20 protein-coding genes are annotated in these 21,902 nt (G+C 46.7%); 10 read left to right on the forward strand and 10 right to left on the reverse strand.

Annotation, left to right across the window (positions count from 1 at the left end; translation table 11 throughout):
* Positions 1–56 precede the first annotated feature (56 nt).
* Positions 57–986: an ABC transporter substrate-binding protein gene (locus IX95_RS02055; protein ID WP_038156380.1), complete on the reverse strand. Its 930-nt coding sequence runs from the start codon at positions 984–986 to the stop codon at positions 57–59.
* A 160-nt stretch (positions 987–1,146) separates the two neighbouring features.
* On the opposite strand from IX95_RS02055, the gene IX95_RS02060 reads away from it, so the two are divergent.
* Both IX95_RS02060 and mepA read left to right on the forward strand, forming a co-directional pair.
* Positions 1,147–1,479 (forward strand): DUF1904 domain-containing protein, encoded by a 333-nt coding sequence (locus IX95_RS02060; protein WP_038156382.1) that lies wholly within the window; start codon positions 1,147–1,149, stop codon positions 1,477–1,479.
* 23 nt (positions 1,480–1,502) lie between these two features.
* Positions 1,503–2,357 carry a penicillin-insensitive murein endopeptidase gene (gene mepA, locus IX95_RS02065; RefSeq protein WP_051912430.1) on the forward strand — a complete coding sequence of 285 codons (855 nt, stop codon included), beginning with the start codon at positions 1,503–1,505 and terminating at the stop codon, positions 2,355–2,357.
* Between the two features lie 53 nt (positions 2,358–2,410).
* Here mepA and IX95_RS02070 read toward each other — a convergent pair whose 3' ends face one another.
* The 3 genes from IX95_RS02070 to rdgC form a co-directional block, all read right to left on the reverse strand.
* Complete coding sequence (locus IX95_RS02070; protein WP_006959752.1) at positions 2,411–2,665, reverse strand: YfhL family 4Fe-4S dicluster ferredoxin; 255 nt, start codon at positions 2,663–2,665, stop codon at positions 2,411–2,413.
* Positions 2,666–2,667: 2 nt separating this feature from the next.
* Entirely contained in the window at positions 2,668–4,068 is a 1,401-nt protein-coding gene (gene trhP / locus IX95_RS02075) for a prephenate-dependent tRNA uridine(34) hydroxylase TrhP (protein ID WP_038156384.1), read from the reverse strand.
* Between the two features lie 163 nt (positions 4,069–4,231).
* Positions 4,232–5,146 carry a recombination-associated protein RdgC gene (gene rdgC / locus IX95_RS02080; protein ID WP_038156387.1) on the reverse strand — a complete coding sequence of 305 codons (915 nt, stop codon included), beginning with the start codon at positions 5,144–5,146 and terminating at the stop codon, positions 4,232–4,234.
* A 207-nt stretch (positions 5,147–5,353) separates the two neighbouring features.
* On the opposite strand from rdgC, the gene phoB reads away from it, so the two are divergent.
* Genes phoB through IX95_RS02095 form a run of 3 tightly spaced genes read left to right on the forward strand, consistent with a single transcriptional unit; the run spans position 5,354 to position 8,327 of the window.
* The gene (gene phoB / locus IX95_RS02085) at positions 5,354–6,043 is read left to right on the forward strand and encodes a phosphate regulon transcriptional regulator PhoB (protein WP_006959748.1); all 690 of its coding nucleotides are present in this window, start codon (positions 5,354–5,356) and stop codon (positions 6,041–6,043) included.
* 26 nt (positions 6,044–6,069) lie between these two features.
* Positions 6,070–7,368, forward strand: coding sequence for a phosphate regulon sensor histidine kinase PhoR (gene phoR, locus IX95_RS02090; protein WP_006959747.1), 1,299 nt, complete (start codon positions 6,070–6,072; stop codon positions 7,366–7,368).
* A complete protein-coding gene (locus IX95_RS02095; protein ID WP_038156389.1) occupies positions 7,368–8,327 on the forward strand; it encodes a PstS family phosphate ABC transporter substrate-binding protein in 960 nt (319 codons plus the stop codon). Before phoR ends, IX95_RS02095 begins: the two co-directional genes overlap by 1 nt.
* A 100-nt stretch (positions 8,328–8,427) precedes the next feature.
* On the opposite strand, the gene ppx is transcribed toward IX95_RS02095, so the two are convergent.
* Together ppx and ppk1 are read right to left on the reverse strand one after the other, a co-directional pair.
* Entirely contained in the window at positions 8,428–9,927 is a 1,500-nt protein-coding gene (gene ppx / locus IX95_RS02100; RefSeq protein WP_038156391.1) for an exopolyphosphatase, read from the reverse strand.
* Positions 9,902–12,013 carry a polyphosphate kinase 1 gene (gene ppk1 / locus IX95_RS02105; protein WP_038156393.1) on the reverse strand — a complete coding sequence of 704 codons (2,112 nt, stop codon included), beginning with the start codon at positions 12,011–12,013 and terminating at the stop codon, positions 9,902–9,904. Before ppk1 ends, ppx begins: the two co-directional genes overlap by 26 nt.
* Before the next feature lie 195 nt (positions 12,014–12,208).
* Between ppk1 and IX95_RS02110 the strand changes: the two genes are divergently transcribed.
* From IX95_RS02110 to phoU, 4 genes are read left to right on the forward strand one after another with little or no spacing between them, the layout of a single operon-like run.
* A complete protein-coding gene (locus IX95_RS02110) occupies positions 12,209–14,398 on the forward strand; it encodes an ABC transporter permease subunit (protein WP_038156394.1) in 2,190 nt (729 codons plus the stop codon).
* Between the two features lie 26 nt (positions 14,399–14,424).
* The gene (gene pstA, locus IX95_RS02115; RefSeq protein ID WP_021457633.1) at positions 14,425–16,071 is read left to right on the forward strand and encodes a phosphate ABC transporter permease PstA; all 1,647 of its coding nucleotides are present in this window, start codon (positions 14,425–14,427) and stop codon (positions 16,069–16,071) included.
* Between the two features lie 3 nt (positions 16,072–16,074).
* On the forward strand, positions 16,075–16,893 hold the full coding sequence (pstB, locus tag IX95_RS02120; RefSeq protein ID WP_019274140.1) for a phosphate ABC transporter ATP-binding protein PstB: 819 nt from the start codon (positions 16,075–16,077) through the stop codon (positions 16,891–16,893).
* Positions 16,894–16,914: 21 nt separating this feature from the next.
* Positions 16,915–17,613 (forward strand): phosphate signaling complex protein PhoU, encoded by a 699-nt coding sequence (gene phoU, locus IX95_RS02125; RefSeq protein ID WP_038156397.1) that lies wholly within the window; start codon positions 16,915–16,917, stop codon positions 17,611–17,613.
* 42 nt (positions 17,614–17,655) lie between these two features.
* Here the strand turns inward: phoU and ppk2 are convergent, their stop codons facing one another.
* The 4 genes from ppk2 to IX95_RS02145 all read right to left on the reverse strand — a co-directional run bounded on the left by ppk2 (position 17,656) and on the right by IX95_RS02145 (position 20,520).
* Entirely contained in the window at positions 17,656–18,438 is a 783-nt protein-coding gene (ppk2, locus tag IX95_RS02130) for a polyphosphate kinase 2 (protein ID WP_038156398.1), read from the reverse strand.
* A 58-nt stretch (positions 18,439–18,496) separates the two neighbouring features.
* Entirely contained in the window at positions 18,497–19,246 is a 750-nt protein-coding gene (locus IX95_RS02135; RefSeq protein WP_038156399.1) for a copper homeostasis protein CutC, read from the reverse strand.
* 144 nt (positions 19,247–19,390) lie between these two features.
* Positions 19,391–19,696, reverse strand: coding sequence for a YebG family protein (locus IX95_RS02140; protein WP_006959731.1), 306 nt, complete (start codon positions 19,694–19,696; stop codon positions 19,391–19,393).
* A 194-nt stretch (positions 19,697–19,890) separates the two neighbouring features.
* Entirely contained in the window at positions 19,891–20,520 is a 630-nt protein-coding gene (locus IX95_RS02145; RefSeq protein ID WP_227495666.1) for a TetR/AcrR family transcriptional regulator, read from the reverse strand.
* 147 nt (positions 20,521–20,667) lie between these two features.
* Here IX95_RS02145 and IX95_RS02150 point away from each other — a divergent pair, with 147 nt between their 5' ends.
* On the forward strand, positions 20,668–21,891 hold the full coding sequence (locus IX95_RS02150) for an efflux RND transporter periplasmic adaptor subunit (protein WP_038156405.1): 1,224 nt from the start codon (positions 20,668–20,670) through the stop codon (positions 21,889–21,891).
* The last annotated feature ends 11 nt before the right edge of the window (positions 21,892–21,902 follow it).

Below are 21,902 nucleotides of genomic sequence, written 5' to 3' on the forward strand. Positions count from 1 at the left end.
GGCCGCTGACAAGTCAGCGGCCTTTTGTTTTTTATTGGGGTAATAAACCGTCTGAATCAATCATATTTCATCAACAGTGCCTGATTGACGCTAGGCAAAAGCATGTTTTCTTTAGTGACGAAAATGGTCTCGGTAGCGATGTTTTTGGAATACTCTTGGCCCAAAAAGGCTTGGTATACGGTATAGACACTTTTGTAGCCCATTTCGAAAGGTTGCTGGATGATAAGCCCATAAATAGAACCGTCTTCGAGTGCATTCACCAGAGAGTCATTGGAGTCGAAGCCGATGTGGATGAGTCCCTCTGGGGCAGAGACGGTGTCCAGAGCCATAAGTACACCTAACGTAGTGGATTCATTAGGTGTAAATATGCCGTCCAATTCAGCAATCTGACTTTGAAGAATTCGCTCCGCATTTTTACGAGCTTCTCCAATTTTAGTATCAAGATAATCATCGACAGCCACGACTAGCCCAGATGAAGTTGCGCCATCGACAAAGCCCTTTTCTCGAGCATCGGTAGAAATCACGCCTTTCTTCATTCTGAGTAACGCGACCCTTCCTTTGTTACCTAGCTTTTTAGCCATTTCTTTTCCCGCGAGGACACCTGCTTGATAATTGTTAGTGGCAATCACGCTGACCACATCCGGAGAGCCAGTATCTCGATCAAAGTAGACTGTGGGTACACCCGCTTCTTTCAAGCGAGCGACATCATAGGCTCTATCTCTGGTATTCGGTGCTAAGACTAAGCCAATACAGGCATTCTCCATGACTTGATCGATGATGAAGCGTTGAGCACTGACATCGGATTCATCGTGGGGACCACGAAAGTAAATTTTAAGGCCTAGTTCTTGACCTGCTTTTTCACTTCCTGCTTTGACTGACTTCCAGAAATCATGCACGGAGCCTGCTGGGACAACGCCAATGCAATCCTGAGCAAGCGAAAAAGAGCTATATAAGAGGGCAAGCAAGTACATCAATCTTCGTGTCATGGTGTTTCTCCTTCTACCCATCTGGCACTCAAGAGTTGATGCGATAGGGGTTAATATTAACCCTAGTTGATGTGCGCTAAGATCATCAAGAAGTCCAATCGACAAGACATTATTGTTGGACTTGATATGATGGAGAAAACATTAAAAAGGGAAGCAAGCTATGCCACATTTACGTTTTCGTGCTGTCGAGCCACAAACGGTTCAAACCTTATCAAAATCTCTGATTGATGAGCTACAGCCACACATGGGTTGCCCTCGTGAAGATTTCACATTCGAGTACATCTACACTACGTTTTATCATGAAGGTGAGGTGAGTCAGGCGTATCCGTTTGTTGAGGTATTGTGGTTTTATCGTGGGCAGCAAACTCAGGACGCTGTCGCAGAGATCATTACTCAGCAAGTGCGTGGGATGATTGGTGAAGATGTGGATGTCGCGGTGATTTTTACCGCTCTGGATGCTAAAGCTTACTACGACAACGGTGAGCATTACTAAACAGAAACGTTAGGAGATAGTACATGGGATTGGCAATCAAAGGATGGTTGAAGCAAGCTGGATTCATTGTACTTATCCTTTTCACATCTTCGCTTCAGGCCAGTCCCTGGGAGAAGATCCAATCCCCTTCGACGCAATCTCCTCAAGCGATTGGTAGCTATGCCAACGGTTGTCTTGTCGGCGCGGCGGCACTGCCTCTTCAAGGAGAAGGCTATCAAGTATTACGCAGCCAGCGACAACGTTACTATGCTCACCCACAGGCCGTCAGTTTTGTTCAGCGTTTGGCTACTCTGGCTGCGCAGCGCCTTAACACTCGTATTTTGATTGGTGATATCTCATTGCCTCAGGGGGGGCGCTTCTCTTCTGGGCATTCGAGCCATCAGACAGGGTTGGATATTGATATTTGGCTCAAGCTGGCTGATGACAAGCTTTCTTCTCAGCAACTGAGTAAGCCTGAACCAATGAGCGTGGTCAATCTCCAGCAGTATCAGTTAGTCAAACGGAATTGGGACCAGCGCCACTTCGAATTGATCAAAATGGCGGCAAGTGACGAGGAAGTTGCACGCATCTTTGTTCACCCTGTCATCAAAGAAAAACTGTGCTCGCAAGAAGTATCGGCTGAACGGAGCTGGTTGAGAAAAGTACGGCCGTGGTGGGGGCACCATTATCATATGCACGTCAGGCTAAAATGCCCTGAAGGGAATAGTACCTGCAAATCACAGGCTGCCCCCCCGAAAGGTGATGGATGTGGCGCTGAGTTGGCCAGTTGGAAACCACAGCCTAAACCTGCCGCGCCAAAAGTTGCGGTAAGTAAACCGAAGAAGAAAAAAATGAAAGTGATGCCGATGGAATGTCAGCAACTGCTGGAAAGTATTTAAGCAGGATTATCAATAGAATAAAAAATGCCGCTCAATGGAGCGGCATTTTCTGTTTAGGCTAACCCTTGGATGATGACGAACTTCTCTAACAACTCTTCTTCAGTTTCGACATGATTTGGGTCAGTGATGATGCACTTGGTGATCGGGCACACCGACTGACAGGTCGGTTTCTCATAGTGGCCTTTACACTCAGTGCAAAGATCGGGGTCGATCTCAAAGATAGTGTCACCCATGGTAATCGCGCCGTTTGGGCACTCTGGGTCACACATATCACAGTTAATGCACTTATCCGTAATCAACAACGCCATGGTTATTTACCTGTTGGGTTACGGGTATCCTGACCATTATTAAGATTGCGCATTAACAGACCGTATTCTAAGTCCATGTCCTGAGGTACAGGAATGAAAACAAAGTGGCCGTTTCCTTTTGCGTCATCAACGGGTTGTGATTTACGGTTTTCCATCGCTTCTAGAGTAAAGACAACGTTGCCTTTTGGTGTCATAAGCTCAAGGCTGTCACCAATAACGAATTTGTTCTTCACTTCAACTTCAGCCAGATCACCACGACGTTTACCCGTGAACTCACCGACAAATTGCTGAGCATCAGATACGGAATAACCGTAGTCGTAATTCTGGTAAGTGTCGTGCGTATGACGGCGTAGGAAGCCCTCTGTATAGCCACGGTGAGCCAAGCTTTCAAGCGTGGTCATTAGGCTTTCATCGAATGGCCTGCCCGCAACTGCATCGTCGATTGCTTTACGATAAACCTGCGCGGTACGTGCACAGTAGTAGAATGACTTAGTACGGCCTTCAATCTTGAGTGAGTGGACACCCATTTTAGTCAGACGCTCAACGTGCTGAATGGCACGCAGGTCTTTCGAGTTCATGATGTAAGTGCCGTGCTCATCTTCAAATGCCGCCATCTTTTCTTCTGGGCGGTGGCTTTCAGAAAGCAGTACTACTTCGTCGGTTGGTTTACCTAGGCCAAGTGTTGCCTCTGGGCGCTCATCTTGTACTTCAACCGCTTGCGCTTCGTTAGGGTCGAAGGCTTCAACGATATCACCAGAGTCGTTCTCTTTGCCTTTTTCGACGTTGTATTCCCAACGACATGCGTTAGTACAAGTACCTTGGTTAGGGTCACGCTTGTTGATGTAACCAGATAGGAGGCAGCGACCTGAGTAAGCCATACAAAGCGCACCATGAACAAAGACTTCAAGCTCCGTTTCAGGACAGTGCTGACGAATTTCTTCGATCTCTTCCAGAGAAAGCTCACGAGAAACAATTACACGTTCAACGCCATTGGCTGCCCAGAATTTAACTGTTGCCCAGTTGACGGCGTTGGCTTGAACGGACAGGTGAATTGGCATCTCTGGGAATGCTTCACGAACCATCATAATCAGACCAGGATCCGACATGATGAGTGCATCAGGGCCCATTTCAACCACAGGCTTCAGGTCACGGATGAAGGTCTTAAGCTTGGAGTTGTGCGGCTGAATGTTACATACCACATAAAGCTTCTTGCCTTGGGCGTGCGCTTCGTCGATACCAATTTTTAGGTTCTCGTGGTTGAACTCGTTGTTACGTACGCGAAGGCTGTAACGAGGCTGGCCTGCGTATACCGCGTCTGCACCATAGGCAAAGGCGTAACGCATATTTTTCAGGCTACCCGCTGGTGACAGTAGCTCAGGTACGAATGCTTTCTCAGTAGTCATGTGTAATTCTCTTAGTCTGATCTCAAGTCAGGTCCATTCCACCTTATGGAATTGGGGCGAAAATTTTACGCCAAAACGTGACCTGTGACTAGAAAAAAGTCCATAACTTAGGTGAGGAGATTACAGATAGGCGCTCGAACACGTCGAGCACCTAGAGAGGAGATTAAGCGTTAGGGTGAGGTAATCCGCCTAAACACTCGTATAAGTTTGGCAGGAAGGCGCTAAACTCGCCGCACATGAGTGAGAAGTCAGCGTCAAATCGTGCAGCCTGATCTTCACGAGGAATATCATCATTCTGATCTTTCAGTTCATCAGAGAATTTAAGGCGCTTGATACTACCATCTTCTGCCAGAATGAACTCAATACGCTCTTGCCACCAAAGAGCCAGTTTAGTTACTACCTTATCGGCATCGATGTGACTGCGAATTTCGTCTGCCGTCAGTTCTTGTTTCTTACAGCGGATCACACCGCCTTCTTCGAGAACCGACTTAAGCTCAGCTTCGTCCAACATTTGCATTCCAACTGGAGTTTCGCCCGTTTTCACCCATTCAGTTAACGTGGTTTCAACGGCTTTATCTGGAATGGCTGGCACGACAGGTAGGCTACCCATGGTCTTACGCAGAAGGGCGAGCACATCTTCCGCTTTCTTATAGCTGCTGGCATCTACCAGAATAAAGCCTTCTTTAGGCAGAATAAGAACAAAGGTATGGTTGCTGCGGCTGAATGCGCGCGGTAGCAAATCCATGACAATGTCATCTTTGAGGTTATCTTTCTCTTTTTTCTTCAGAGGTCGGCCTTCTTGTGCTTCCATCGCCTCAACTTTTGCATTGAGTGATTCTTTAATCACAGATGCTGGCAGCATTTTCTCTTCTTTCTTCGCGCAGATCAGAATGCGGTTTTCAGACACGTGAGTCATCATGTCGCCATGTTTACCCATTGCAGTAACCCAGCCAAACTTTTGCTTGTCCTGACTACCACAAGGCGTAAAACGAAACTCTTCAAGCTGCTTTTCCAGCTCGTCTGCTTTGAATTCAATATCTCGGTTAAAACGGTAAACCAGACAGTTTTTAAACCACATACACTTTCTCTATACCTGAAGTTTGGCCGCTCATCATAAAGACTTTTATCCTGCTTGTCCTAATGCAAGCGCGCAATAGTGGGATGAAAGTTATATGAAAATTTGTTTTCAAAGGTCACAAAAGTGTCATAATTGATGGTAATAATGCCTATCGTTGCAAAGGGTAAATACCCGATTAAATTCAACTAACTCAAAGGTTATTCAATTATGTCTAGAAGGATTCTGGTTGTTGAAGACGAAGCACCAATTCGTGAAATGCTTTGCTTTGTTCTTGAGCAAAAAGGTTACCAAGCGGTCGAAGCTGAAGACTACGATAGTGCGGTGACTAAGCTAGCTGAACCCTTCCCTGATCTAGTATTGCTAGACTGGATGCTACCTGGTGGCAGCGGCATCAACTTCATCAAACACATGAAACGTGAAGAGCTGACGCGCAACATTCCTGTTGTGATGTTAACAGCACGTGGTGAAGAAGAAGATAAGGTTCGTGGTCTGGAAGTCGGCGCAGATGACTACATCACTAAGCCATTCTCGCCAAAAGAGCTGGTGGCGCGTCTTAAAGCGGTGATTCGCCGTGTGACGCCAACGGCACTTGAAGATGTGATTGATGTGCAGGGTTTGAAACTGGATCCTGTTTCGCACCGTGTAACCGCGAACGATCAGCCTTTGGATATGGGCCCAACTGAGTTCAAGATGCTGCACTTCTTTATGACTCACCAAGAACGTGTTTACAGCCGCGAGCAACTGTTGAACAACGTATGGGGAACCAACGTGTATGTTGAAGACCGTACTGTTGATGTACACATTCGTCGTCTGCGCAAGGCGTTAGAAGCGGCAGGCCATGACAAGTTGATTCAGACGGTACGTGGTGCAGGCTACCGTTTCTCAACCAAGGCATAATTTAAATTTACCATCTGGAGAGGTAAGTGGTAGAGCGGTTAACTTGGAAAAAGCTAGCCTGGGAGCTGGCTTTTTTTTACACCCCTTGGGTGATTGTCGGATGGATTTTCGGTCATATGCCGTGGTTGCTTCTAGCTGCCACGGTTTTGCAGCTTGTATGGCATCTGCATAATCAGATGCGCCTGTCGGCGTGGTTGTGGGATGAAAAGCGCCTGACACCACCATCGGGAAGCGGCAACTGGGAGTCGTTATTTAACGGTATCTACCGCTTGCAGCAGCGCCAGCGTAAAAAGCGCAAAGAGCTGACCAATCTGATTCGCCGATTCCGCAATGGTGCTGAATCCTTACCGGATGCGGTTGTTGTGTTCCGTAGTGAAGGCAACATTGTTTGGTGCAACAAGCTCGCCCAACACCTGCTCGGCTTCCGTTGGCCTGATGATTCAGGTCAGCCGATTTCCAACCTTATCCGCACTCCAGATTTCATTAAGTATCTTAATAAACAAGATTTCTCTGAGCCGCTTGAAATGCGTTCGCCACTTAATGTCGAGCGTATGCTTGAGCTGCGTATTGTACCGTACACCGAAGGTGAGCACCTGATGGTGGTACGTGATGTGTCTCAGCTTAAGCAGTTGGAAGGCATGCGTCGTAACTTCTTTGCCAATGTCTCTCATGAGCTGCGTACGCCAATGACGGTGTTGCAAGGTTATCTTGAAATGACCGAAGACCCAGATATGGTCGTCGGCCCGATGTGGACCAAAGCCCATGGCGTAATGACTGAGCAGCTCAATCGTATGAACAGCTTGGTTAATCAACTGCTCACATTATCTAAGATTGAAGCGGCACCAATGCATGAGTTGGAAGATGTCGTGAACGTCCCTGCAATGCTAGATGTGTTGGAGAAAGAAGCGGCGAGCCTGAGTGGCGACCAGCAACATAAGCTGAACTTCGATATTGATAACAGCTTGCGTGTGCTTGGTGATGAAGACCAACTACGTAGTGCCATTTCAAACTTGGTTTATAACGCGGTGAAGTACACACCAGCAGGAGCGGATGTTCGGGTGCGTTGGTATCAGACTGCGCAAGGTGCATGTTTAGAAGTGGAAGATGGCGGTGAAGGCATTGAACCTCAGCACCTACATCGACTCACTGAGCGTTTCTATCGAGTGGATAAAGCACGATCTAGGGATACCGGTGGCAGCGGCCTTGGTCTGGCGATCGTGAAACATGCTTTGACACATCACGACTCGCATCTAGAAATACAGTCTGAAGTGGGTGTCGGCAGTAAATTCTCATTCGTGTTACCACCGCGTTTGGTGGTGAATTAATGAAGTTAGCGCTCACTACTCTTATTGTTTCTGCCAGCTTTTCCTTTGGTGTCCAAGCGGCTTCGACGAGCCTATCTGAATATCAAAAAGTGCCCGGTATTACCGGGAGTTTAACCAGTGTTGGTTCTGACACATTAGCAGGCATGACAACCTTGTGGGTAGAAGAGTTTAAGCAACTTTACCCGAGCGTGAATGGTCAGGTGCAAGCCTCTGGTTCTTCAACGGCTCCGCCAGCGTTAACCGAAGGGACTGCTCAATTCGGGCCAATGAGCCGACCGATGCGAAATCGGGAAATTGAAGCCTTTGAGCGTGAACACGGCTACAAGCCAACAGAACTCAGAATTGCCATTGATGCGATTGGAATCTTCGTTCACCGAGACAACCCGCTGAAAGGGCTCAACTTTACACAGCTAGACAATATTTTTTCTGCAACGCTGCGTTGTGGTGGGACTCAGCCTATTTCTACTTGGGCTGAGTTAGGGCTCGATTATCATTGGGCTAAGCGCAGTATGCAGTTGTTCGGTCGTAACTCGGTCTCTGGTACTTACGGATACTTTAAGAATAATGCGCTGTGTGGCGGAGACTTTAAAAGTAATGTCAATGAGCAGCCGGGCTCAGCGTCCGTTGTTCAGTCTGTTGCCTCTGCGATCAATACTATTGGGTACTCTGGGGTAGGGTATCAAGTCTCTGGAGTGAAACTGCTTCCCATTGCCAAGCAGGGTGAGGATTACATTGAGGCGAGTCAGGAAAATATCCTAACAGGTAAGTACCCACTATCACGCTATCTCTATGTCTATGTAAACAAGAACCCGTTTAAACCGCTGCCGCCGATTGAGCGAGAATTTATTCGCTTTATGTACTCACAGCAAGGGCAAAAACTGGTCGAAAAAGATGGCTATGTGCCGATCTCCGCAGAGATTGCACGCAGTGAGCTGGCAAAAGTAGGCATTGTCGATTAAGCGTCTGACTTGATGCTCACCGCTGTAGGCGTATCCAACTTACTTTGTTAAGCAACCCGATAACACTACCAACGGCTATCGAGCACTTCAGACTATACAACTAAAAATTCAGCGCCCAACCCGCGTTGTTCCAGTATTCTTGTTCAGTCATCAAATCAGCATGCAGCAGTTTGTTGTGCTCTAGCCACTCGTCATCCTCTGAACCCAATGTCCATGTATCGCCGTCTATGCTCAACATCAGTTTTGGCAAAGCGTCTTCGTTACGTTGACCGTTGAGTAAGATCGCGAGGCGCAAGATACGAATCACACCAATGATGTGCTTTTTCTTAAATAGCGTGAACTCTTCCATTTCATGTAGCTTAAGCGCCTTACGCTGAAAGCGGACTAGCATGGCCAACACTGTTTGTTGTTCACGGTTAAATCCGGGCATGTAGGTGTGACGAAGAATATAAGCAGAATGGCGATGGAAGGCTTGTAAACTGATGCTGAGACCGACTTCATGAAGCAGGGCGCTCCAGTCGAGCAAATCAAATAGCTCTGAGCTCTTTTTGATACCGAGATCCTGATGCACCTGTTGCAGGAAAGATTGCGCCTGATGTTTAATTTTTGCCGCATGGTCAAGGTCAACCAAATGCTTGCTGGCCATGTTTTCCGTGGTTCTCATCCGGATATCTGAGCGTTTAAAGCCATCTTCCATTTCGAACAGCAAACCTTCACGTAACGCACCTTCTGAAAAGTGCATTTCGTCTATTCTGAGGTCTTTAAAGATCGCCATCAGAATGGCCACGCCTGCGGCAAAAACTGGCTTTCTGTCTGGTGTTAATCCACTGAGGTCAATATCCTCAATCGTGGGCCATTCGCACAGCTTTTCGACTAACTTGTCGAGGCGCTTAGCGGTGATGATTCCATCGTCGTAGCCCATGCCAATCAAGACTTCTCGAATCGCTTTAATCGTACCGGATGAGCCAAATGCGATTTCCCAGCCTTTCTTACAGTAGCGATGAGCAATGGATTCTAATCTTTGTTCGGCTGCGAGTATTGCTTTAGCAAAATTTTTGCGCGAGAGCTTGCCGTTAGCAAAGTAAAGCTTGGTATAGCTGACGCAACCCATTTGTTTACTGTTGATCAGCTCCGGGTCAAACCCCTTGCCAATGATCATCTCAGTACTGCCGCCACCAATATCAACCACGAGTTTTGAGTCTGACTCTGGCTGGGTATGCGCGACTCCGAGGTAGATTAAACGTGCTTCTTCGACGCCGGGGATGATTTCAATAGGGAATGGCAGCACTTCTCTCGCACGTTGGAGAAAAATGTGGGCATTGTTGGCTTGGCGAAGAGTATGTGTAGCCGCAATACGTACATTGCACTCCTCGAAGCCTTGTAGACGTTCCGCAAACATAGCAAGGCATTCAAGACCTCGCTCAATCGAAGCATTATCTAGATTTTTTTGAGCATCTAAGCCTGCAGCGAGGCGAACTCGCTGTTTATGTCGGCTGACCAGTTGCAGATCTTGGTCTACGACACGAGCCACCACCATGTGGAAGCTGTTAGAGCCAAGGTCAATCGCGGCAACATCACGAATTTCCGGAGATTGAGTCATCACTAGGGGACTGTACTTTTCGTTTCTTTGTTTGTTTTTCTACATTTTTAAGATAGTCGTAAATGGCAATCTGAGAGCGAACTTTCTTACGGTTACCTCTTGGAACATAGGTATTGCTCATTTCTTTGTCTATCCAGCGGGCCTTTACTGTATCGGTAAAGTGGATGTTAATGATATCAATAATTCGCTGTTTAAGACGTTGGTCACGTACTGGAGCAGCAACTTCGATGCGGTAGTCGATATTGCGCGTCATCCAGTCAGCGGAGGAAATGTAAACCTGTGGATCTCCATCATTGTGCGTGATGATGACCCGCGGATGCTCAAGAAAACGATCAACGATGCTGATGATCTTGATGTTTTCACTCACCCCTTCGACCCCAGGGACCAGTGAACACATGCCACGGATGATCATCTTGATTTCTACCCCAGAAGCGCTGGCACCGTAGAGCTTATTAACCAGACCTTTGTCGACCAGATTATTCACTTTCAGTGTAATGGCGGCCTTTTTTCCAGCTTTAGCATTGGCGATTTCACCATCGATCAGACGGTACAGTTGTTTGCGTGAGTTACGCGGTGAAACTATCAGGTGTTCAAACCTTACTGGACGGTATGGATTTTCGATATAACCGAAGACATTGCGTACTTCATTAGTGATTTCTGGGTCAGCAGTCAGTAACGAGAAATCGGTATAAATACGGGCCGTTTTTTCATGAAAATTACCAGTTCCGATATGGGCATAGCGGATGATTTCATCGTTTTCTCGTCGGCTAATGAGTAGGAGTTTGGAGTGGATTTTCAGACCCGGAGCACCAAAAATGACTTGCACGCCAGCTTCAGTGAGGACTTTTGACCATTCAATATTGGCTTCTTCGTCGAATCGAGCTTGCAGTTCTACAACGACCGTTACCTGTTTGCCATTGTGTACTGCATCGATCAAAGAGTTCATCAGACGAGAGTCTTTGGCGACACGGTAGATATTGATCTTAACGCTGAGCACTTTAGGGTCGAATGAAGCTTGACGGACTAACTCAGAAATGTGCTCAAAGCTGTGGTATGGGTAGTAAAGCAGGATGTCCTGATTTTTGATCGCATCAAATTTGTTGGCATAGCCGTCGAAATCCGCACATTTCATCGGTGGCAATGGCTTGTTTTCTAAATACTCGCGTCCGACATTTGGAAAGCCGATGAAGTCTTTGAAGTTGTGGTAACGCCCGCCAGGAATTAAGCTATCGTAGTTGGATATTTGCAGTTTGTGGCACAGAAACTCCAGCATTTCTTCCGGCATGTCACGTTCGTAAACGAAGCGGACCGGCATTGCTGTCAGACGCTGACTGACCCCTTCTGACATCTGCTCAAGTAGGCTATGTTCCACCTCATGGCTAAGGTCATATTCCGCGTCGCGAGTCATTTTCATCGCGTAACCGTTTAGCTCGTCATAATCAAAAAAGCCGCTAAACAACTCATCAAGGCAGTAACGAATTATATTGTCGAGTAAGATAATGGTTTTGCGTCGTTTACCTTTCTGCTCGGGAACCATCACAAAGCGGGGTAGGTGATCGGTCGGGATCTCGATCAACGCATACTGATTTTGCTCTTCTTTACGCAGTTCAACCGCGATGTAAGCGTACTCATCTTTAAGAAACTGCAGGACATCAATATCGTCTCGCATCAGAAGAGGGGTGATATGTGGGAGAACCTGATTGCGGAAATACTTTTTGACCCACTTTTCTTGTGACTCGTTGAGCTGAGTTTCATTGACGAGAAAGATACGTCGGCGCGCCATGTCGCGGATCAGCTCAGCGTACAACTCATCGAAGCGTTCGTTGAGTTTGAGAGCCTTGGTCTGCATTTTAGTCAGCAAGTGTTTGGAGTTGTCGTTACCACCGCGCTCCTGATTGATTAGGATTCGACGTTTGACATCAGCAAATCGGACTTTGTAAAACTCATCTAAATTATTAGAAAATATACCTAAAAATCGAATTCTTTCGATGAGTGGCACCGTTTTATCTGCGGCTTCTTGGAGCACTCGTTCATTGAAAGACAACCAACTCAATTCTTTTTCAATGTAAAGCTTTTCTGCACTCATAACCTGACCTTTACTGACGAGCCTAACCAAATTTAGGTGGTAAAAATGGAACTGGCTTAGAAATTAAGGGGTTTGTATGACACTTTTATTGCACGATCTTATTGCATTATTTTCAGTTGTTTATTGCGATCTGTAATATAATTGTCACCTAATCGAAATATTATACCCATGGGCAAATGCAGGTAAGTGAGAGAAATGGCCAAAGCCGAATTTTCATTGCGAGAACGTGATCGAAAGCGACTAATCAAAGATCGTTTAGTTCGGCTAGCGGTATCGACAGGTGGTGTCGGTGTTTTGGCTGCGCTGGTTTTGATCTTCGTTTATCTGGCAATGATGGTCCTGCCTCTTTTCTCTGACGCAAAATTCACTCCAAATGTTGCTATCCAATCGATTACCACTAAAGCTCCAGTGGCGGCTGGAATTGATGATTATGGCGAGCATGCCTATGTGGTATCCAAGGCCGGTTATGTTGATTTCTGGTCGCTGACGAATTGGTCACAACAGCCCAGTTTATCGGTTGAACTAGGTGCTGAGTATTCACTGTACAGCTCGGGCAACCCAGCACAGGGTTGGTTGGGTGCGGCAGCGGCTAACGGGCAAGTGTTGTTATATCGGCCTGAGATGACCAGTCTTCTGCAAGGGGAGCAGCGTATATTTTCTCCCGAAGTAGATAACTTTTCTTTAGATTTTGATTTGCAAACAGAGTCAGGCACAGTGCTAAGGTCGTTTGCTTTTGCTGTAGATAACAATGTCACCTTAGCTGGTTATTACCAAGATAACCGAGTTCGAGTTCGTTGGCGTGATGCTAATCAGCAGATTCAGAAATTCGAGTTTCCTAAACCATTTGTTGATCTCGACCAGTTACTTCTCACGCCTGATGGCAACACGCTTTACCTAAGAACCGGCTCTGAAGTCGTGATTGCCAAAAAAGGTATTGAAAGCTTCGTAGTACGTGAAGTGGTTGATTTGAGTCAGGGCGAGAGCAAACACGCGGTGACGGATATTAAGCTGTTGTCTGGCGCATATTCTTTGTTGGTCAGTCATCAGGATGGGTTAGTCTCTCAATGGTTTGATGTGTTGAGTGACGGGCAAAGACACCTCACTCAGATTCGTGATTTTAAACTGGCGTCGCAGCTGCAATTCTTGCTACCTGATACGTACCGCAAGGGTTTTTACAGCTTTTACATCAATGGCACGGTGCAGAGCCATTACACCACCAGCGAAAAACTGGTGATTTTTAAACGAGCTTACGATAAAGCGCCGCAATTGGCGGCAATGTCTAACAATGAAAAGCACCTGCTAACTCTGTCCGACTCACAGCTCAATGTGGCTTACGTTGATAATCCATTCCCGGAAATCTCTTTATCTTCGCTATGGCAGAAAGTCTGGTATGAAAGTTATCCAGAGCCGGAATTTGTTTGGCAAACCACATCGGCGAACGATGAGTTCGAAGCCAAATTCAGCCTTGTGCCCATCGCATTTGGTACGTTAAAAGCAGCAGCATTTGCCATGATGTTTGCTGTGCCGATTGCCGTATTAGGCGCAATCTACACTGCTTATTTTATGACGCCATCCATGCGCCGAGTGGTGAAGCCTTCGATTGAACTGATGGAAGCGCTGCCAACCGTGATCATTGGTTTCTTAGCCGGGCTATGGTTTGCACCGATTGTAGAGAGCCATCTGGCGGCTGTGGTGTCGTTGATGTTGTTCTTACCCATTTCAACCGTTGCCATTGGGGCGATTTGGCACAAGCTACCACGTAACTGGAGCAGTCGATTCCCCAATGGTTTGCATGCGTTGATTCTGATGCCTGCGATGGTGTTGTTTACTGTCGTGATTTTGGGCCAGAGTGGCAATATAGAACAGTGGTTATTTAATGGCGATGTCCGTGCGTATCTTGCCGAGCAGGGAATTGGTTTTGACCAGCGTAACGCGCTGGTGGTGGGTTTTGCGATGGGCTTTGCCGTCATCCCTACCATTTTCACCATCGCAGAAGATGCGATTTTCTCGGTGCCAAAACATCTATCAGATGGCTCTTTGGCGTTAGGTGCTACGCCTTGGCAAACCCTGATTCATGTCGTGCTACTCACCGCAAGCCCAGGTATCTTTTCTGCCATCATGATGGGGCTGGGACGTGCCGTCGGCGAGACCATGATTGTGCTGATGGCTACAGGTAATACGCCAATCATGGATTGGAATATTCTAGAAGGTATGCGCACCCTGTCTGCCACTATCGCAGTTGAAATGCCTGAGTCTGAAGTGGGCAGCTCTCACTATCGTATTCTGTTTTTGGCGGCGCTGATTTTGCTGGTGTTTACTTTCGCGGTTAACTCGCTCGCGGAATGGGTTCGTCAAAGGTTAAGGGATAAATATCGTGCGCTGTAATCGAAGTTATCCGAGGGGCATTGATCGTGTTTAAGTGGCTAAAGTCCGGTTCACCTTGGGTCTGGCTAACAGGCGGAGCAGTCAGCATTAGTTTGCTGTCAGTGCTTGGTTTGCTGCTGCTTATCGGTTGGAAAGGTTTGTCCTATTTCTGGCCTGCTCCCCTTTATCAGTGGAAAACTGAACAGGGTGACGTCTTGATTGGTCAGCTTTATGCTGAAGAATATGTGCCGATCAGCCACTTACGCGAAATGGACATTGCGCTCACTCCCGAAGTCGAGGAGAAAGGCTTAGTTCAGCGACTGAGTATTAAGATTGCCAATCGGGATATTTACCCTGCTGACTTTGTTTCTATTCTGGAAGTCGACTTACTTGAACGTTCAAAGCCTGAAGGTTGGGCGGTGATTGAACGGACCCGAGGTGGGGACTTTTACGGTCAACCGAAAGGATATTTTACTGCTGATGGCAAGGTCAGCGAGCAGGCTAAAACCGATGTTAAAAGCGCGCTGGTATTTGCCGATAAGCAACGTACTAAAATTGATCGCTTGGTAGAGAAGCAGATCAAAGTGATCAGTGCTCAGGCTGACAGGTTGCGTTTAGAGAAGAAAAGACGTGAACTGAATGGCCGCTTAGATGCTGAATTCATCAAACGTTACGACGCTCAATCGAGCATGTTTAGCCAGCAGCTCGCGGAAATGGAATCACAGCTGGATGCACTGAGGTTAGAATTGGCTCAGCAGGGCCTGATTGTCGAAGATATGAAGGGCAATCAGTACCGAATCCCACTTAGTCGGATCCTGGATGTCTGGTATCCAAACCAAATGACGGTAGTTGAAAAAGTGGCTCAGTGGGCACATCAGGCATGGAAATTCTTATCCGATGATCCTAGAGAGTCGAACTCTGAAGGTGGCGTTTTTCCGGCCATGTTCGGTACGGTTCTGCTGGTATTGATCATGTCGATTATCGTTATGCCATTGGGCGTGATTGCTGCTATTTATCTCCACGAATACGCGAAAAATAATGCTTTTACTCGTTTGATTCGTGTCGCGGTTATAAACCTCGCTGGTGTCCCATCAATTGTTTATGGGGTATTTGGACTCGGCTTTTTTGTCTATACCTTAGGCGGCTCAATCGATTCCCTGTTTTATGCTGAGAAATTGCCAACGCCGACATTTGGTACGCCGGGTCTCCTTTGGTCAGCGTTAACATTGGCGGTACTGACGCTCCCTGTTGTGATCGTGGCTACCGAAGAAGGTTTGACCCGCATCCCGAGTTCCGTCCGTCATGGTTCTTTGGCGCTCGGTGCAACTCAGTTTGAGACGATGTGGCGAATTGTATTACCGATGGCAAGCCCAGCGATCATTACTGGACTGATTCTGGCCGTTGCCCGTGCAGCAGGCGAGGTAGCGCCTTTGATGCTGGTGGGGGCGGTAAAATTGGCGTCTAGCTTGCCGGTTGATAGCCAATTCCCATTTTTGCATCTGGATAGAAAATTCATGCATTTAGGTTTCCACATCTATGATGTTGGTTTCCAAACAACTAATATTGAAAGCGCAAGGCCGTTGGTTTATGCCACGTCGTTCTTGCTGGTGAGTGTCATCGTCGGACTGAACCTGACGGCGATCAGTATTCGCAATAACCTACGCGAGAAATATCGAACTCTGGGGCAAGATTAAGAGATGTTTTCAGTTAATCAGACATTGGGCTATCAGGCACCATTAGACGTGAACAACCTGAGTGAAGAACAGACTGCGATTGCAATCGAAGATCTGAACTTGTTCTACCAGAACACTCAGGCACTGAGCGATATTTCAATGCGCATTCCTAAAGGTCAGGTGACGGCGTTTATCGGCCCTTCGGGGTGTGGTAAGTCGACGCTTCTACGTTGCATCAATCGAATGAATGATCTGGTTGAAGGGTGCCGCGTGGAAGGCAAAGTGAAACTGCATAGCAAAAATATTTACCACCCACAGGTTGATGTAGCGACACTACGTCGCCGTGTCGGGATGGTGTTTCAGCGCCCGAATCCATTTCCAAAATCGATATACGAAAATGTGGTGTATGGCTTACGCTTGCAGGGTATTCGCAACAGTCGAGTTCTCGATGATGCTGTTGAGCGCTCTCTACGTGCTGCGGCGTTATGGGAAGAGGTGAAAGACAGGCTGCATGAAAATGCGTTTGGTTTGTCTGGTGGTCAGCAGCAGCGTTTGGTGATCGCTCGTGCGATTGCGATTGAACCTGAAGTATTACTTCTTGATGAACCGACCTCGGCACTGGACCCGATTTCCACTCTGACCATTGAAGAACTGATCAATGATCTTAAAACCAAATATACTGTAGTTATTGTTACTCATAACATGCAGCAGGCAGCACGGGTCAGCGATCACACGGCGTTTATCCATATGGGTAAGTTGATTGAATACTCAGATACAGATTCAATTTTCACGTCACCATTGAAAAAACAAACGGAAGACTACATCACAGGTAGATACGGCTAATAAGGGAGATACAGATATTTCATGAACTTTGGACGTCACATATCAGGACAGTTTAATGTCGAATTAGAATCCATCCGAACCCACGTTCTGACGATGGGAGGGCTGGTTGAGCAGCAGTTATCTTTTGCTATGCAGGCACTGCACAAAGAGGACATTGAGCTAGCTCGTAAAGTCGTGCGTGACGATCACAAAGTGAATGCGATGGAAATCTCTATCGATGAAGCCTGCACACGAATTATCGCCAAACGTCAGCCAACGGCCAAAGACTTACGTTTGATCATGGCGATCATCAAGACCATCACCGATCTTGAACGTATTGGGGACGTTGCAACCAAAATGGCGTATGTGGCGATTGAAAGTCCGTCATCCCAAGAGCAGATGTTTCAGGTGTCTCTTGAGCCACTTTGTCGTCAAGCGATAGGCATGCTGCATCAGGTTTTAGATGCATTTGCGCGTATGGATGTCGATTCGGCCGCGGAAGTGTATAAGCTGGATGATAAGATTGATGCGGAGTATGAAGCCGTTATCCGCCAGTTGATGACCTACATGATGGAAGACCCGAAGAATATTCCTCATATTCTCCAAGTTATGTGGTCTGCACGCGCTATTGAGCGAGTGGGGGACCGCTGCCAAAACATCTGCGAATACATCATCTACTTTGTTAAAGGCAAAGATGTTCGCCATTTGGGCGAACAAAGCATTGATGATGCGCTGCGCTAAACACGCAGCGACGTACTGTTTCTTCTAATGGCTTAGCGAGCTTCAGTATTTTTCAGGAACAAAAGTTTGTTCTTCAATGGGAGTGCGGATGTAACCCTCTTTACTGAGCTCAGGCAGTGAGATTTCTGGATAGGTAATTTCCTGATAATCAATCTGCTCCAGTAAGTGACTGATACAGTTTAACCGAGCGCGCTTTTTGTCATCAGAGGACACAACCCACCATGGGCACTGTTTGGTGTCTGTGTAGGCAAACATTTTGTCTTTGGCTGCAGAATACTCCGCCCAGCGATTGCGTGACTCCAAATCCATTGGGCTAAATTTCCAGCGTTTTACCGGTGTATTAATCCGTTCAAGGAAGCGCTTCTCCTGCTCTTCATCTGAAACTGAAAACCAATATTTGAGTAAGATAATCCCAGAACGCTGCAACATACGTTCAAATTCGGGGCATGATCGCAGAAATTCGTCATACTGTTCTTGGGTACAGAAGTTCATGACTTTTTCGACGCCTGCGCGGTTGTACCAGCTACGGTCAAATAAAACCATTTCACCAGCAGCAGGAAGGTGCGCCACATAGCGCTGGAAATACCATTGGGTCTTTTCTTTCTCGGTTGGGGCAGGTAGAGCTGCAATGCGACAGATACGAGGATTGAGCTTTTCTGTGATACGTTTGATGACGCCGCCTTTGCCTGCTGCATCCCGACCTTCAAAAATCACAACGACTTTGAGGCCCTCTTGCTTGACCCACTCTTGCAGTTTAACTAATTCAACTTGAAGTCGAGCCAGTTCCTTTTCGTAAAACTTTTTATCCAGCTTACCTTTACTCATAAGACTCTCCTTTTGCTATCAAAAGGTTAGCATTTCAAAGTCAGACGGGAGAGAAGAATCACGAAGAAGTGAGAGCTTTTACTACCTTTTCAATCGCTTGTGGATCCGTGACCGGAACAACAAAGTCATCAATATTCTGATTGCCCATTTTGGCTTGATCTGCGATGAGCTTCATTTTGCTTGGCCGTGTGGATTTGCCCGATAAATGCACTTCCTGAACAGCAGACTCAGAGACGATCTTGCAGACATTTTCCGCGTTTAAGCCTGCACCTGCCATAATTGAGAAGCGATCGTCAGCAAGCTCCACCATGTGACGAAGAACATCAAGGCCTTGTTCTACATTAGTGGCAAGTCCAGATGTGAGAACATGTTCGCAACCAAGTTTTGCAATATCTTCAATAGATCTCTGATAATCGGCGCATTGGTCAATCGCACGATGGAAAGTGACGCCTAGATTGAGGGATTTAGCTTGGTGGACCAGACGTTTAGCGGCGTTCATATCAATATGACCATCCGCACTCAAGGTGCCAAGAACCACACCTTGCAACTTAGCATCGGCCGCTGCTTCGATATCAATCAGCATGCTTTCAATCTCTTCTTCGGTGTAGAGAAAGTCGCCCTGACGAGGACGAATCATGGCATACACAGGCACGGATGAGAGTTTGCCCGCTTGTTTCATCAAACCAAAGCTTGGTGTGAGGCCACCTAGTGCCAGTGATGAACAAAGTTCAATGCGGCTTGCACCACCTTCAATCGCACGGTGAAGGGATTCAATGTTATCGATACATACTTCGACAATATAACTCATCTCAATTTTCTCATGACGACTAGACGGTAGAAATAGTAACTCAGAGATGAGTAGGGAATTAGGGTAAACGTGAGGCGATTAGTTTCCCCTAAAACAAAAAACCTCAGCAATTGCTGAGGTTTTATACATTTGTTTAGCGTGCTGTTATGCTGCGTCTTCTTGAGCTGAATCTTCTTCAGCGTCTTCAACCGCTTCAATTTTCTTTTTCTTTGGCGCAGGTTTACGTTTAGCTCCAAGTGCGAAAAGTACTTCTTCTTTGTTTTGTGCCAGGAACATAGCCAAGTCTTCTTGCTTGCCTTCATCTTCCAGCAACTCACTTTTACCTAGTAGCTCAAAAAGCTCATCAGCCATATCAAGCATTTTGTCATAGGCGTCAGCTTCCGCTTTAGAGGTAAAAGTCATTTTCTCTTCTCCGTTGCGTTCTACCACGTACTTGACGATTACAGCCATGGTTGGTCCTCTAACTCAAAATTAATGGAATTCATTACTGTCTGTTTATACAGTTTTTAACCAATTAAGTCCAGATAGCGAGCTCAACTCTGAGAGCTTAGCAATGTGTTTGCTGATAGTATGAGCAATTGGTTGATTATCTAAACAAACTTAGGGCAGAAGAAGCGTGAACTCTTGTGCGATTGGGAGAGTGTTCAGTCTGGCTGAATGCAGCATGAAAGCAAATTGCTCATCGCCATGTTAGCCACGGCATGGATCATTTCTTCTGAAATATCATCCACCGAGTGGACGGATAAACCGTTAAGAACAGTCGCAAGGTAGTGGCTCATTACTCTCGGGTTGGCGCCTTCGATCAATTGACCTTCTTGTTGCGCTTTTTCAAACCTTTGGTGGAGAGTTTCTCCCATCTCATTACGGCTAGCCATTAGGGTTTGCTTGATGGTGCTGGCTTCTGAACTGCAAGCCAGTGCGCCCTGTATCATTAGGCAGCCTTTGGGTTTTTCATTGCAGCAGTGTGCTTGAGCAGAGCCAGATAGGATACCAGTAATGACGTCGCAGATGTTTTGCTGTTCAAGCGCTTGATAGAAGAACTCGCTTTCGCGTCGCTTGTACATATCAACGGCCTGTAGGAAGAGCTGTTCTTTGTTGCCGAAAGTCGCATACATGCTGGGTTTATTAATCCCCATAGCTTTCGTTAGGTCTGTGAGTGAAGCACCCTCATACCCTTGATTCCAAAAAACTTTTAATGCCTCTTCTAACGCTGTCTCTTGGTCAAAACAGCGTGGTCGGCCAGAAGTTCCGCCTGTCATAAATCTATCTGTCACTTATTCCTGAACTCCCTTAAATGGTAATGCGGCTGTCATACGTTGTCTATATGCACTAATCATTCATTTTATAAATTTATCTTGATCTAACTCAAAACTTGAGATTATTATACCGATCGGTACAAAAAGAACGGTAAGGATAGCGAGATGGTAGGTAAACACCTTAGAAATCCTCTTCTACTAATCTCAATTGCAGCACCTTTGGTGTTGTCGGGATGTCAGGATTCACACGCAGAATCAGCTGCGACAGCGCCACCACCGCCTGGGGTTGAAGTGGCTCAGGTATTAATTGAAAAAGTCACTGAGTTAGATGAGTACTCAGGTCGTCTGGAGTCACCTCAGACAGTTACTGTGATGCCTCGCGTTTCAGGTTATGTCGATAAAGTTCACTTCCAAGAAGGCAGTGTGGTTGAAGCGGGAGATGTACTGTTCTCCATCGACAATCGTCTGTTCGCGGCTGAAGTGACACGCCTTAAAGCGGAGCTCAGCAGCGCTCAAACTAGCCTTAATCAGGCAATTAAAGACTATGAACGTGCTCAACGTCTGAGCAAAACCAAAGCGATCTCTCAGGAAACCGTGGATGCCCGATTTGCAGATAAGCAGCGCAGTATTGCCAGTGTCTCTGCATTAAAAGCAGCGTTAGCTCAAGCCGAGTTGGATCTGGAGTTTACTCTGGTTCGCGCCCCTATCGACGGTAAGGTTTCTAATGCTGAAATCACCAAAGGTAACTATGTGACAACCGGTCAAACTGTGCTGACCTCTTTAGTTTCGACTTCTCATATGTACGCCTATTTTGATGTTGATGAGCGTAGCTACCTGAAATATCAACAGCTTAATAATCTTCTACCTGCAAACGGCGAAGCGGAAAATGTGGTGCAGATGGCGCTAGCGAATGACACCGGTTATCCGCATGTGGGTTACATCGACTTCGTTGATAACGCGATTGACGAAACTACGGGCACTATTCGAGTCCGTGCTGTGTTTGATAACGAAAAGCAAAACTTACTTCCGGGTATGTTTGCCAAGTTACGTATAGCAGGATCAGCGAGCTATCAGGGCGTTCTGATCGATAACAAAGCGATTGGTACTGATCTGAATAACAAATATGTATTGGTGCTTGGCGACGACAACGTAGTTCAGTATCGCGCTATCTCACTTGGTGAAGGTGTTAACGGCTTGCGTATTATCGCTTCTGGTCTGAACGCGGGCGATAAGATTGTCGTCAATGGCCTACAGCGTGTACGTGCCAATATGCCAGTGACGCCAAATGAAGTCTCTATGGTGGATGAAAATACTCTCGCGAGCATTCGCCAGCAACAGGCGCTACTTGATCAGCAGCGCAATGAGCTTCTGACTTTGCAAGTGAACTAAGAAGGAATCAT

Origin of the sequence: Vibrio sp. B183 (assembly GCF_000740665.1) — a bacterium.
Lineage (GTDB): Bacteria > Pseudomonadota > Gammaproteobacteria > Enterobacterales > Vibrionaceae > Vibrio > Vibrio coralliilyticus.